This window comes from Hymenobacter cellulosivorans (genome assembly GCF_022919135.1).
GTDB classification, from domain to species: domain Bacteria; phylum Bacteroidota; class Bacteroidia; order Cytophagales; family Hymenobacteraceae; genus Hymenobacter; species Hymenobacter cellulosivorans.
On record NZ_CP095049.1, the window covers coordinates 444,617 to 456,553 of the forward strand.

Annotated in this window: 12 protein-coding genes and 1 pseudogene; 6 read left to right on the forward strand and 7 right to left on the reverse strand. The window is 61.4% G+C overall.

Annotation, left to right across the window (positions count from 1 at the left end; genetic code table 11):
- The first annotated feature begins 8 nt into the window (after positions 1 to 8).
- From MUN80_RS01955 to MUN80_RS01965, 3 genes are all read left to right on the forward strand, one after another.
- Complete coding sequence (locus tag MUN80_RS01955) at positions 9 to 323, forward strand: hypothetical protein (RefSeq protein ID WP_244718918.1); 315 nt, start codon at positions 9 to 11, stop codon at positions 321 to 323.
- Positions 324 to 394: 71 nt separating this feature from the next.
- The gene (locus tag MUN80_RS01960) at positions 395 to 835 is read left to right on the forward strand and encodes a hypothetical protein (protein WP_244718920.1); all 441 of its coding nucleotides are present in this window, start codon (positions 395 to 397) and stop codon (positions 833 to 835) included.
- A 93-nt stretch (positions 836 to 928) separates the two neighbouring features.
- Positions 929 to 1,417, forward strand: coding sequence for a GNAT family N-acetyltransferase (locus MUN80_RS01965; RefSeq protein WP_244718922.1), 489 nt, complete (start codon positions 929 to 931; stop codon positions 1,415 to 1,417).
- A gap of 105 nt (positions 1,418 to 1,522) precedes the next feature.
- Here MUN80_RS01965 and MUN80_RS01970 read toward each other — a convergent pair whose 3' ends face one another.
- The 3 genes from MUN80_RS01970 to MUN80_RS01980 form a co-directional block, all read right to left on the reverse strand.
- Complete coding sequence (locus MUN80_RS01970; RefSeq protein WP_244718924.1) at positions 1,523 to 2,050, reverse strand: hypothetical protein; 528 nt, start codon at positions 2,048 to 2,050, stop codon at positions 1,523 to 1,525.
- A 280-nt stretch (positions 2,051 to 2,330) separates the two neighbouring features.
- Positions 2,331 to 3,956 carry an amidohydrolase gene (locus MUN80_RS01975; RefSeq protein WP_244718926.1) on the reverse strand — a complete coding sequence of 542 codons (1,626 nt, stop codon included), beginning with the start codon at positions 3,954 to 3,956 and terminating at the stop codon, positions 2,331 to 2,333.
- Between the two features lie 147 nt (positions 3,957 to 4,103).
- Positions 4,104 to 4,385, reverse strand: a complete 282-nt coding sequence (locus tag MUN80_RS01980; protein ID WP_244718928.1) for a hypothetical protein — start codon at positions 4,383 to 4,385, stop codon at positions 4,104 to 4,106.
- A 274-nt stretch (positions 4,386 to 4,659) separates the two neighbouring features.
- On the opposite strand from MUN80_RS01980, the gene MUN80_RS01985 reads away from it, so the two are divergent.
- Entirely contained in the window at positions 4,660 to 5,151 is a 492-nt protein-coding gene (locus MUN80_RS01985) for a GNAT family N-acetyltransferase (protein ID WP_244718930.1), read from the forward strand.
- Here MUN80_RS01985 and MUN80_RS01990 read toward each other — a convergent pair.
- Entirely contained in the window at positions 5,143 to 6,063 is a 921-nt protein-coding gene (locus MUN80_RS01990) for an AraC family transcriptional regulator (protein ID WP_244718932.1), read from the reverse strand. The two genes, MUN80_RS01985 and MUN80_RS01990, sit on opposite strands and share 9 nt — an antisense overlap.
- A gap of 122 nt (positions 6,064 to 6,185) precedes the next feature.
- Between MUN80_RS01990 and MUN80_RS01995 the strand changes: the two genes are divergently transcribed.
- The gene (locus tag MUN80_RS01995) at positions 6,186 to 7,175 is read left to right on the forward strand and encodes an NADP-dependent oxidoreductase (RefSeq protein WP_244718934.1); all 990 of its coding nucleotides are present in this window, start codon (positions 6,186 to 6,188) and stop codon (positions 7,173 to 7,175) included.
- A gap of 92 nt (positions 7,176 to 7,267) precedes the next feature.
- On the opposite strand, the gene MUN80_RS02000 is transcribed toward MUN80_RS01995, so the two are convergent.
- From MUN80_RS02000 to MUN80_RS02010, 3 genes are all read right to left on the reverse strand, one after another.
- Complete coding sequence (locus MUN80_RS02000; RefSeq protein ID WP_244718937.1) at positions 7,268 to 8,293, reverse strand: aldo/keto reductase; 1,026 nt, start codon at positions 8,291 to 8,293, stop codon at positions 7,268 to 7,270.
- Between the two features lie 117 nt (positions 8,294 to 8,410).
- A complete protein-coding gene (locus tag MUN80_RS02005) occupies positions 8,411 to 9,484 on the reverse strand; it encodes an SDR family NAD(P)-dependent oxidoreductase (protein WP_244718940.1) in 1,074 nt (357 codons plus the stop codon).
- A 151-nt stretch (positions 9,485 to 9,635) separates the two neighbouring features.
- Entirely contained in the window at positions 9,636 to 10,703 is a 1,068-nt protein-coding gene (locus tag MUN80_RS02010; protein ID WP_244718943.1) for a chemotaxis protein CheB, read from the reverse strand.
- A 261-nt stretch (positions 10,704 to 10,964) separates the two neighbouring features.
- Between MUN80_RS02010 and MUN80_RS02015 the strand changes: the two are divergent.
- Positions 10,965 to 11,869, forward strand: a pseudogene (locus tag MUN80_RS02015) (oxidoreductase).
- Positions 11,870 to 11,937 lie beyond the last annotated feature (68 nt).

The following is an 11,937-nucleotide window of genomic DNA, read 5'->3' on the forward strand; positions in this document are numbered from 1 at the left end:
GCCACCGCATGGAAAATCTGGGCCCGCTGAATTTTCTGCGCATCCCCTTGTCCAACCTGTGGGATGTTCCCGATATCCGGCGGCGAATCGAACAAGCCGATGCCGAGTTGGGCCCCCGCCTGCTGCGCTGGTATTGCCGCTACGAACCCGAAACCCGCCTGGCTATTCGCACCCAGCTCGAATGGGCCCTACAGAATCCGGGGTATGACTTCCAGAAAATCCTTGTGCGGGTAACTACCGCCAACGAGGACATCCTCTTGTACTTCGCCTTTCTGCTCCATCTGATTGAGCATGGGCAATGCCCCGCTGCAGACGAGAAATAGCCCCGTGCCGCTATGAAACCCATCAGAGAACCTAGAGCTACTGGTATTGCAGTCAGCATTCTGAATTACCGATGACCCAGCTACTATGGCGCATCAGTGCGGCCCCGCCCGGTACGTGGGACGTACTGGGGCTGCGGGTAGAAAGCACTTTCTCGGCGGAGGCCGGGTGGCCCGCTTTCTTCAACGGCATTCCGGCCGGCTGGTACCCCACGGTCATAGAGGCCGCCGTGCAGGAAGTCGGGGCCGCTTCCAACGCGGTAGGCGTATCCTTCCCCGGCGACTTAGACGCCTTCGACCTCACCCAGCGGCCCCCGATTCCCGCTGATGCAGTAGAAATATACTGTCACTCCTTACCCGTTGAGAGTCTACCCCGGGTTGTTTTTTATCAAATCCTGCTCGCTTTTGGCAGTCGGTTGGCAGAGTGCCCTGGCCAGCCCCCCGAGTGGTATTTGGCCATGCACACCGCCCTGCAGAAGCTTCGCCGTAAACTCGGTCGGGAGCTGGCAGCGTAACCCCGAATGGGCCCGGCCGGCGTTTGCCTGGCGGTGGAGTATGTATTACCTAGTTTCTATCCTACGCGTCCACCCTATCAGCCAAACAACCCGATGCTCCCGACGCTACCCGCCCACGTGACCCTGCGGCCCACCACGCCCGCCGACCTAGAGCAGCTTTTTCACTTCCAGCTCGACGAAGAAGCCCGCTACCTGGCCGCCTTTACGCCCCCAGACCACACTAACAAAGCCGCCTACGTCGAGAAATACGGCGGCTTTCTGCTCAACCCTACCATCCACATGCAGACCATCCTAGTGGATGGCACCATAGCTGGCAGTATTTCTAAATTCGAAATAGAAGGCGACGCCGAAATAACCTACTGGCTGGACCGCGCCTTCTGGGGGCGGGGCATTGCCACTGCGGCCCTCGCCACCTTCCTGACCCTGGAAGTCACCCGCCCACTTTTCGGCCGGGTGGCCTTCGATAACCGAGGCTCGCAGAAGGTCCTGAAAAAATGCGGCTTCGTCAGAATTGGCACCTACCAAGGCTTTGCCAATGCCCGCCAAACCGCAGTGGCAGAATTTATCTACCAGCTGTCCTAAGGCATTTCGCAGGCCGCGGGAGTAGCCCAACAAAAAAGCCCCCGACCATGTAGCCGGGGGCTTTTCTTTAACCAGCCCGTTGCGGCGGGCCGCCGGAAACGGGAACTACACCAACTGGGGGGCTCTGGTCAGGACTTTCTTCGGAAACTTCGGCCGGGGCTTGGTACCGCAGCGCTCAAAGTCGTCTACCAGGGTGCGGCTGGCCGTAGCAGCTACCGTTGTAGCCAGCTGCAACAGCTCCCGGCTGAACGCTGCGTCACTGGTCAGGGCCGCCACCTGGGTCAGCTGGTAGGCCGATTGAATCATACCGGCCGAGGGAATCGGTTGCCACGGATCGGGCAGCGGACCGAACCCTTTTTCCAGTTCCTCCAGCAAGTCCGTAACGTGGGGAAACGGGAAAGGCCAGCGCCACGGCGGGCAAAGCTCGTCGCCGGGCTCCCAGCCGCTGGCCAGTCCCTCCGAGGCCGAGCGCGCCATTTGCTGCGACAAGCCAAAGACCCGGTCCTGCAAGCCCTTATCGGGCAGCTCCGCGCTGATTTGCCGCACGAGGTCGGCCGCCAGCAGGTTCACGTGGGCCTCACTGAATACGAAATGCGTGTGCGGGATAAGGGCATCCCACGCCTTCGGATTCATTGATCCGACAAGTTGAATTTTGGAGAATAAGGCAACTGTTTTGGTGTTCATGATCATAGCAGAGAAGCCGTTTCCTACCGGGCAGGAAACGAGGATGAAAGACACTGATGGAACTGAGTCTTTCGTGGTTGTGCCTGCATGGCGCCCTGCTACTGCAACTCCGAAAGAATACACCAAATATACACTCTGGATTACATCGTGTAAATAACATATATATGTGAGTCAGCAAGTTGCATCACTAACCCATCCCTTTATTTTCTTTTTTTGCAACGCCCTGGGCCTACTTCAGCACCTTGGCATCATACACCACTTTGCCCCCGATGATGGTGAGCAGGCTGCTGGTCTTGGGTAATTCGGGTGGGGGCACCGTGAAGATATCCTGGGATAAGACCACCACGTCGGCCAGCTGCCCCACCGCCAGCCGGCCTTTGTTCCGTTCCTCAAATTCGGCAAAGGCCGAGCCGTAAGTATAGGCCTGCACCGCCTGCTGCCGAGTGAGGACCTCGCCGGGGTTGCTGGGGGTAATGCCCGCCAGCATGATGTTCAGAAATGGATTTAGGGGCCCGTCCGAACCCAACGCCAGCGGAATGCCCGCCTTCAGCAACGAGCCCAGGGGCTGCATCTTGGTACCCCACCGCTGGTGAAACAGCTGGGGCTCGGTGAAGTGACTCGGGTTTTGCACCACCACTACGCCCAGCGCCCGGGCCCGCGGCACCAAGTCGCCGATGAGCCCGTCGCCGTGCTCGATACGGACCCGGCGGGCGGGCCAGCTGGCGGCGGAGCCATTTCCTTCAAGGGCCTGTAGCACGACTTCAGCTGTCCGGTCGCCGGCGCAGTGCAGTAGCAGCTGCTGCTTGAAATCCACCGATTCCTGCACCATGCGGGCTACTTCAGCTTCGCTGAAATTCAGCTTGCCGGTCCAGCCGGGGCGGTCCTGGTAGGGCTGGCGCAGGGCAGCGCCCCGCTCGTAAGGTGTCCCGTCGAGCACCCACTTCATGCCGCTGGCCTTCACGGTAGCAGGCAGCTTGCTCTGCAGGGCCGGCAGTTGCCGCACTTCGCCCAGGTCTCGCTGCTGGGGCGTGGTAGGCGAAAACGGGATGGCCCGCACCCGTATCGGCAGCTTGGCTTGCGCCAGCAGGCGAACAAACTGGTCGAAGGGCAGAAAGGAAAAAAGCTGCACCGAGGTAATACCCAAACGCAGGGCTTCGGCAGACAATTGGCGCAGCTCGGCCAACGCTACCGAGTCGGGCGTCTGCAGGGCCAGGGTGCGGCTGGCCGGCCACTGGGCGTATTCCCAAAACCGGCCGTTGAGCTGCCCAGTGGCCGTGTGCTCGAAATAGCCACCCAGAGGGTCGGGCTGCTGCTCCCCGATACCGAGCTGCTGCAGGGCCCGGGAGTTGGCAATGTAGCCGTGCCCGTAGTGGGCCCGCAGTAGTACGGCATGGTTGGGCGCCAACTGGTCGAGAGCCGCACGGGTCACCTGCTCGTTGGTAACTACCGCCCGGCCGACCCGACCAAACACCCAGCCTCCGGCCGGGGCCTGCTGCACAGCAGCCGTCAGGGCCTTGGTGGTTTCTTCCCAAGTAGGCTCCAGGGCATCGAGGGCCAGCGTAGTACCCCGGGGCGAGGGGCTGAAGTGGTTATGGGCGTCGTTGAAGCCCGGCGTCACAGTGCGGCCCTGCAAGTCGAGGCGGCGGGTACGGGGCCCGGTCAGCTTACTAATTTCGGCCGTGGTGCCGACGGCCACAATTCGCTCCCCCCGAATGGCCAGGGCCTGGGCCGTAGGCTGGGTGGCATCGGCCGTAAAGAGCTTGCCATTCAGCAGTACCATATCGGCGGGCTGCTGCCCCAGGGCGGCCGTGCTCAGCAGCCACCCGCCCAGTACACTCCACAGTAGCTTCTTCATAGTCACCCGAGTAGTTAGTCCCAACCGAATATTGAAAGTATTGAATATACAGAAAAAACCGGGTATTCCCGCGGCTCATCTACCCTATACATCTCCTCTGTAACCTGTTAGGGAGGAACTGTGCCCGGTTGCCTGTTTGGGCTGTTTTCAGGCCGCTCCACCCAGGTTCGCACCACGGCCTGCGGCTGCGCCGCCTTCGCCGCTGCTTCGGTCAGGTTGTGGAGGGGTAGCAGGCGCCTTGCACCCGCCCGGGTCGGGGATGGTGGCATCGGTGGCAAACACTAGCAGCGCGTGGCCCCGGTGCAGATTCACGACTACTATGTCGCGCCGGTACTCTTTGGGGTCGAATGGGGCTATGAGACCGGTGTAGTAGAAGCTAGGCGAGTTCCACTTGATCTGCTCGGCCACTGCTGGGTAAGCGACCGGCATTGTTTCCCGGATAGCCTGCACTACCGTTCGCAGTTCCGGAGCTAGCTGGGGAGGTAGTCATCAACGGTCGTGAACTGGTTGGGTCTAGGCATAAAGAATTGAACAGGCTACGGTCTCTTTTACTAAAGGTAACGAGCAACTTAGGCGAGCTACTGGGGCCAAACCGACAACCCCGGGGGCAATTGCGACAATCGAACCTTCTATAAGGCTTGAGGCCCATATACTCCGGCAGAGGCTCGTATAAAGTAGGCGCAACATCCCTATACCGTATCCTATGTCTTCCGCTGACGCTACTTCTCCGCAAAGTACCCCGCTCCGGATTCGGCCCGCCACCCCAGCCGATGAAGCCTTCATTCGCCAGGTTATGCCCCGCCTAGTGGAGTTTGGGCCGCCCGCCTGGCGCGACGCCGCCCAGCTTACGGCCACCGATGTAGCCGTGTTGCTGGAGGCCGTGCTTCACCCTTCACCCCGCCGCAGCGTGTTTATCGCCGAACACGATGAGCCCCTGGGTCTGGTGCACCTGACCATCAACACCGACTTTTACCAGCAGGAGCACGCCCACTTGGCCGACTTGGTGGTAGCTACGGCGGCCGAGGGCCAGGGCGTGGGCCGGGCCTTGCTCGACTACGCCGAAGGCTGGGCCCGCGCCCGGGGCTATTCCTGGCTGACTTTGAGCGTATTTGCCCAAAACACCCACGCCCGGGCCGTCTATGAGCGGGCCGGTTTTGGGCAGGACATTATCAAATACGTCAAGGTTCTAACCTAGCGCCGGCGTTGGTCGGGCTGGTACAGAGCAGACTGGGGCGCCGGTGGTGAGCAAGTCAAAAGTACCGCGCTGCTTAAAAGCCTGAATGGTGTAGCCGTGGTACTTCTTGAACTGGCGCGAAAGGTGGCTGGCGTCGCTGAAGCCCAGCTCGTAGGCTATTTCCTTCACGGAGTTGCCCGAGTACAGCAGGCGGGCCTCGGCCACTTTCAGCCGCGACTTGAGCACGTATTCCTGCAGCGACTCGCCCGCGTTGCGCCGAAAGTACTCTCCGAAGTAGGTGGCCGACACGCTGAACTCCTCGGCCAGGCGGGCTACGCGCAGCTGCTCGTTGTCGAAAAGATGGTGCTGCACGTGGTTGAGTACCTGCTGAAACCGGGGCGCGGCCGGACTGCCCTCGGCCCCCACAAACGCCGCCTCGATGTTGCGGGCCAGGATGTTGAGAATGGTTACCAAGCAGCTTTGAATCATGCCTGGGGAAAACTTGTCGCGCCGGGCGTGCTCGTGACGCACCAGCTGAAGCAGGTGCAGCAGGTGCTCTTTATCGGGTCCGGAGCGGATAACGTCGCCGGGCACCCGGTTATAGTTGACCAAGATGTAGGACATTTTGCGAAACCAGTCCTCGAAGTCCAGCTCTCCGGGGCGGCTTTTGTCGAAGACCTGATTGGTGAAGCGCACGAACAAAAACCGCGTGGGCGTGAGCACCTCGAAGGAGTGGCAGTTGAGCGGGGGCAGCAGGAAAATGCTGTGCTGCTCGTAGGGCACGTGCTGGTAGTTGATGCACTGCCGCCCCTGCCCTTCTTCCACCAGCACCAGCTCGAAGAAGTTGTGCTGCTCGGGCCGCTTGCGCCACTCCGTGACTTCCTCCACCAGGATTTCGAAGGGCGCATGGGAAAACTCTGCCTGCACATGCATGATTCGGGGACGAAAAGGCCAGTACTGCGGCAATAGTAATGGCCTTTTGGCAATTTCCAGCCAAACCCAGCCCCAATTAGCGGCTTCGTTCCGTATTATCCCCGATTCATACCACAGCTTGCATGCAACCGCACCCCACCTTTGCCTCGTTCTTCAACTACACTTCCTTCAATATGAAAGCCTTTATCCTGACCGAGCCCACCGGCCCCCGCGGCCTGCGCCTGACCGAGCTGCCCACCCCCACTCCTGCCGCTACCGACGTGCTGCTGCGGGTGCAGGCCCTGAGCGTGAATCCCGTGGACGCCAAATCCACCGAGGGCAAGGCCATGTACGGCCGCTTTAAAGACGAGCAGCCGCTGATTCTGGGCTGGGACGTGGCCGGCACCGTGGAAGCCGTGGGCGCCGCGGTAACCAGCCTGCGGCCCGGCGACGAGGTGTTCGGCATGATAAACTTCCCCGGCCATGCCCGCGCCTACGCCGAGTACGTGGCCGCTCCGGCCGCCCACCTCGTGCGCAAGCCCGCTACTACCAGCACTACCGATGCCGCCGCCGCTACCCTGGCGGCCCTCACTGCCTGGCAGGCCCTGGTTTCGCAGGCCAACCTGCAAGCTGGGCAGCGGGTTCTGATTCATGCCGCGGCCGGTGGTGTGGGCCACTACGCGGTGCAGCTGGCCAAGCACCTGGGCGCCTACGTCATTGGTACGGCCTCGGCTGCCAAGCGCGACTTTGCCCTCAGCCTGGGCGCCGATGAGGTAATTGACTACCAAGCTCAGGCCTTCGAGCAAGCATTGGAGCCTGTGGATGTGGTGCTCGACTGCCTGTCGGGCGAAACCCAGCTTCGCTCCCTGGAAGTACTCAAGCCCGGCGGCACACTAGTCAGTATCCTGGGCCTCACGCCCGACACGCCCGCCCGGGCCGAGCAGCGCGGCGTAACGGCCAAAGCCATGCTCGTGGATTCCAACCAGCCCGGCATGCAAGAAGTGGCCGACTTGCTGGCCAGCGGTGCGCTTCGCTCCCACGTGTCGCTCACGGTGCCGTTTGCCGAGCTGCCCAAAGCCCTGGAACAGATTCTGACCGGCAGCACCCAGGGCAAAGTGGTGATTACACTGTAAGCTTGAACCGGCCTTTATAGCCACTTCGTAATCTAAAACGCCCGGCTTCCTGTCACAGGAAGCCGGGCATTTTGGTGTATTCTACCACTTGGTTACTCGGGTTGCCGGTCGCCGCCGGTGAAGTCGAGCATCCAGCCAGGGTATTCCGGGGCCAGCTTGCTTACCTCATCGAGCTGCTGCAATTCCTCGGGGCTGAACTGCACGTCCACGGCCTTGAGGTTGTCGTCGAGCTGCTCGGGCTTGTTGGCCCCGATAATGACGCTGCTGACCACCGGCTGATGCAGCAGCCAGGCTAGGGCCAGCTGCGCTACCGTGGCGCCCTTAGCCTCGGCCATCGGACGTAGCGCGTCCACGATGGTGAAGGCGCGGTCCTTATCCACGGGCGGGAAGTCGAAACGTCCCCGGCGGCCCGAGTCCTGGTTTTGCTCGTCTTCGCGGCTATACTTGCCACTGAGCAGGCCGCCGGCCAATGGGCTCCACACCAGCAAACCCAGCTTCTGATCCTGGAGCAAGGGCACCACTTCCCGCTCCAGGTCGCGGCCGGCAATGGTATAGTAGGCCTGCAACGACACGAACTTTTCCTTGTGCGTGTACTGCGAATAGGCCAGGGCCTTCATCAGCTGCCAGGCCGCCAGGTTGCTGGCCCCGATGTAGCGCACTTTGCCGCTACGCACCAGGTCGTCGAGGGCCCGCAGGGTTTCGTCCAGGGGCGTGAGAGGGTCGTAGGAGTGAATCTGGTAAAGGTCGATGTAGTCGGTACCGAGGCGGCGCAGGCTGGCTTCGGCCTGCTGCACGATGTGCTTGCGGGTCAGGCCCACGTCGTTGGGACCTTCGCCCATTTTGCCGCGCACCTTGGTGGCTACTACCAGGTCGTCGCGCTGCAAACCCAGGTTGCGGATGGCCTGCCCGGTCATTTCCTCCGATACGCCTTCCGAGTACACGTTGGCCGTGTCTAGAAAGTTGATTCCCGCTTCCACGGAGCGTTTTACCAGGGCGTCGACGGCGGGCTGGGGCAGTTCCCCAATGGCCTTGGCCCAGCCCTTGCCGCCGAAGGTCATGGTGCCCAGGCACAGCTCCGATACTTTCAGGCCGGTATTGCCCAAGAGGTTGTACTTCATAGTCGTGATGGTTGTGGTAGTGGTTGTGGTAAAAGAGCACAGTAGCCTCCGCACCGTTGGCGCGGAGGCTACCACACAACCGGCCCCAAGCCGGATAGTTGACCCGACTGAGGGACTCTACTGTTTTTTCTGTTTGCGCTGCCGGTTTTCGGCCTTGATGCGTGGTTTCACCCCGTCGTCCACACCGCGGCCGGTAGGCACCGGCTGGTACAGGGAAGAGGTAGTAACCGGGGTCGGCGGGGCCGTTTTGATCTGGTAGCGGTGGGCAATATTGGCCGATACCCGCTCGGTGAAGTGGGGGAAAATGCCGTGGGAGAAAAACGCGCCCCGGGCTTTCCAGCCCACCGGCAACTCCTGCCGGGGCCGCACCGAGGAGCGCACCATGGCGTTGACGACCTTGCTGGGCGGGTCCATGGCGGCCATGCGGGGCGTACCGCCGCTGTAGTTGGCTGCGTGGCCCCAGAAGGGCGTATCCACGGCCCAGGGCTCGATGGTCACGACCTTGATATTCTTGTAGCCGTTGAGGCGCAGCTCGTTGTTGAGAGCCTGGTCGAGGTTGCGGATGGCCCCCTTGGTGGCGGCGTACACGGCGTGGTAGGCCAGCGGCACCTCACTTTCCACCGAGCCCAGGTTCATGAGCGTACCGCTGCCTTGGGTCTGGAAGATCTTGATGGCGGCCTGACTGCCGTAGACAATGCCTTTGAGGTTGACATCAATCAGCTGGGAATAGTCGGTGAGCGGAATTTCCCAGAACCGGCCAATGCCGCCCACGCCCACGTCGTTGACCCACACATCTACGCGGCCATACTGCTTCAAGGCCGCTGCGGCCAAGGCTTGCACCTGTTCGGGTTTGCTGATGTCGGTAGTCACGACCAGGGCCTGCCCACCACTCGCCCGAATCTTGGTGGCTACTTCCTCCAGCAGCTCGGTGCGACGGGCGGCCAGCACCACGTTGGCTTTCATCGTGCCCAGCTGCTCGGCCATGCCCCGGCCAAAGCCGCTCGAAGCACCGATGATGACGTAGGTTTTGCCCTGTACCTGCTTTTGTACCGCCGCGCCCGGCTTGGAGGTGGCGCAGCTGCTCAGCACCCAGGCTAGTAGCAAAAGCAAGCCCGTGGCCCAGGGCAGCAAGCGGCGCGGAGAGGGAGTTGGAGTAAGGTAAAATGCGGAAGCCGAAGTAGACAGATGCATACAAAATTGGGTCGAGAGGTATTCGATAAACTCCTCTTCCCATACGGCCCGGTTTGCGCCGGGATATAGCCCAGCTTGCTCAAAATGCAGTTTTAGCGTTCAGCTTACCCCGTTATTTTGGCCGTTTACACGCTGCCAGTCTTGTTCGGTGCTACTTATTTTTCGTGGTTTTTGGGCGGGGCTCAGGAGCCAAATCTCCGCTAAAGGCCTGGTGCTGTGAAATGGATTTGCGCACTGCGTGGGCCTGCTTTCCGGTGTGGGCGGCTTTGGTCAGAAACACGTCGGCCACGGTAGGCTGCCCGTCCTTGGCAAAATACTTACCCAGGTGCTCCAGCAGCATCTTGCTTTCCTCCAGTCCCCGCATCGACTGGTAGAGCAAACTTTCTACCGACTCCGACACTTCCGAGAGCAGGGCGCTGATGGTGTAGGCGTGGCCGGTGTGGCAGCGGAACCGGATCAGCTTGCCTTCGATAAGCTGCGTAAGGGCGCCGTGGCAGTCGGGGCAGGTGAAAGCCGTGAGCTGGCCCTGGTCGATAATACCCATTTCGAAGGCATTCTCGTTGCGGGCAATCTTGACTTCGATGCCCAGCAGCTCGCTATAGCTTTGGGGTACTGCGGGGCGGGCTTCCACGGTTTCGGCTGTGAGGCGCACGAGTAAGGCGCTCAGTTCGGACAAGGGCACGATGTGGTCGGCCTGCACAAACTCCAGGGCATTGGTCGGCATGGCCGGCGACACGGCATCCTGGGGGTCTTGCACCACCGTAATGCCGCCCAGGCGCTGCACGCACCAGAGCCCGGAGGTACCATCGTCGAGGTAGCCGGTGAGTACCACCCCGATAACCCGGGGCCCGTAGGTGTAGGCTGCCGAGCGAAACAGCGCGTCGACTGAGGGTCGAAACCGGTTTTCCTTGGGCCCGCGCTTTACCAGCACCGTGTCGTTTTCGACCAGCAAATGATGGTCGGGCGGAGCGACGTAGATAACACCGGGCTTCAGGGGTTCACCGTCGCGCGGGTGCTTGGCGGGCAGCGCCGACTCTTCGCTGAGCAGCTGAGGCAGCATGCTTTGCACGTAAGGCGCCATGTGCTGCACGATTAGAATGGGCGCGGGAAAATCGTGGGGCAGAGTGCGCACGAACTCCAGCAAAGCCAGAACGCCCCCGGATGAAGCCCCGATTACGACAATATCCCGTTTGACAGCACCCTTTTTCTTTGCGGTCATAGTACTTGAAAATAACCGTGAGTTTCTTCCCGCCCCCGGTGCCGGGCTGGTAGCCCCGGCGAATGGTAGGACGCGGCCTGTAACGTACGCAAAATCAGGCGGCACGTTAGTTTCGGCGGCACCGGCCCCGCGCTTGGCATTGGCACTCACGCTACTAGGAGCATCGTGTTGAGCTGTTCAACAAACCGTCTTTGAGCTTTTCAACAAAGTAGCCCGCTTGGTTGCGCCCGACCTTTGTCAGGAACTTAACCTTCTAAGACCATGAGCAACGTATGGTTTATTACGGGCAGCGCCCGGGGACTGGGCCGCAGCCTTACCGAAGCAGTACTGGCCCGCGGAGGCCGGGTAGCCGCCACCGCCCGCCAGCCCGAACAACTCGCCGACCTGGTAACTCGATATGGTCCTCAGGTGCTGCCCCTGGCCCTGGACGTTACCAACTCTACCCAGATTACGGAAGCCGTAGCCGCTGCCGTAGCCCATTTCGGCCGCCTCGATGTGGTGGTCAATAACGCGGGATTTGGCATCACCGGCGCGGCCGAGGCCTACACCGACGAGCAGGTACGCAGTCAGCTCGAAACCAACCTCTACGCTCCCATTGCCATTACCCGCGCTGTATTGCCGTATTTGCGGGAGCAGCGCAGCGGCCATATTCTACAGATCAGCTCGGTGGGCGGCCGGGTCGGCAATGCGGGGTTTCTATTTACCAGGCGGCTAAGTTTGGCGTGAGCGGCTTCACCGAAGCTTTGGCCAAGGAAGTGGCGCCCCTGGGCATCCGTGTCACGGCGGTGGAGCCGGGCGGCTTCCGCACCGACTGGGCCGGCGCCTCCATGAGCTTTGCCCCCGCCCTTGCGGGCTACGACCTGGTACAACAGCGTGCCGACTTCTTTGCCAGCGGCAACTTCGTACCCGTGGGCGACCCGGCTAAGGCTGCCCAGGTCATGCTGGACCTCGTAGACCACCCCAATCCGCCCGTACACCTGGTGCTGGGCAGCGAAGCCGCGGCCATGCTCCGCCAGGCCGATTCCAACCGGCAGGCCGAGTTCGAGCAGTGGCTGCCCGTCACCCTGTCCACCGACCACGACGAAGCCGACGCGGCCAATTTTCTGCAGACCGCCATGGGCCAGTCCTTGCTTGCCGAGCGGCGTAAGCCCGCCGTTTCGGAGTAAGAATTGTTGTTGAGTGCAGCAGGATAAGCCCCGACCTAAAGCGCGCGGTTTGGTATATTCAGCTCTTC

Excerpts from the sequence above, each read along its gene's own strand:
- MUN80_RS01990 (WP_244718932.1), bottom strand. The coding sequence starts at position 6,063 with ATGCATGTGCAGGCAGAGTTTTCCCATGCGCCCTTCGAAATCCTGGTG.
- MUN80_RS02005 (WP_244718940.1), bottom strand. The coding sequence starts at position 9,484 with ATGCATCTGTCTACTTCGGCTTCCGCATTTTACCTTACTCCAACTCCC.
- MUN80_RS01985 (WP_244718930.1), top strand. The coding sequence starts at position 4,660 with ATGTCTTCCGCTGACGCTACTTCTCCGCAAAGTACCCCGCTCCGGATT.
- MUN80_RS02010 (WP_244718943.1), bottom strand. The coding sequence starts at position 10,703 with ATGACCGCAAAGAAAAAGGGTGCTGTCAAACGGGATATTGTCGTAATC.
- MUN80_RS01995 (WP_244718934.1), top strand. The coding sequence starts at position 6,186 with ATGCAACCGCACCCCACCTTTGCCTCGTTCTTCAACTACACTTCCTTC.
- MUN80_RS01955 (WP_244718918.1), top strand. The coding sequence starts at position 9 with ATGGAAAATCTGGGCCCGCTGAATTTTCTGCGCATCCCCTTGTCCAAC.
- MUN80_RS02000 (WP_244718937.1), bottom strand. The coding sequence starts at position 8,293 with ATGAAGTACAACCTCTTGGGCAATACCGGCCTGAAAGTATCGGAGCTG.
- MUN80_RS01960 (WP_244718920.1), top strand. The coding sequence starts at position 395 with ATGACCCAGCTACTATGGCGCATCAGTGCGGCCCCGCCCGGTACGTGG.
- MUN80_RS01980 (WP_244718928.1), bottom strand. The coding sequence starts at position 4,385 with ATGCCGGTCGCTTACCCAGCAGTGGCCGAGCAGATCAAGTGGAACTCG.
- MUN80_RS01975 (WP_244718926.1), bottom strand. The coding sequence starts at position 3,956 with ATGAAGAAGCTACTGTGGAGTGTACTGGGCGGGTGGCTGCTGAGCACG.
- MUN80_RS01970 (WP_244718924.1), bottom strand. The coding sequence starts at position 2,050 with ATGAATCCGAAGGCGTGGGATGCCCTTATCCCGCACACGCATTTCGTA.
- MUN80_RS01965 (WP_244718922.1), top strand. The coding sequence starts at position 929 with ATGCTCCCGACGCTACCCGCCCACGTGACCCTGCGGCCCACCACGCCC.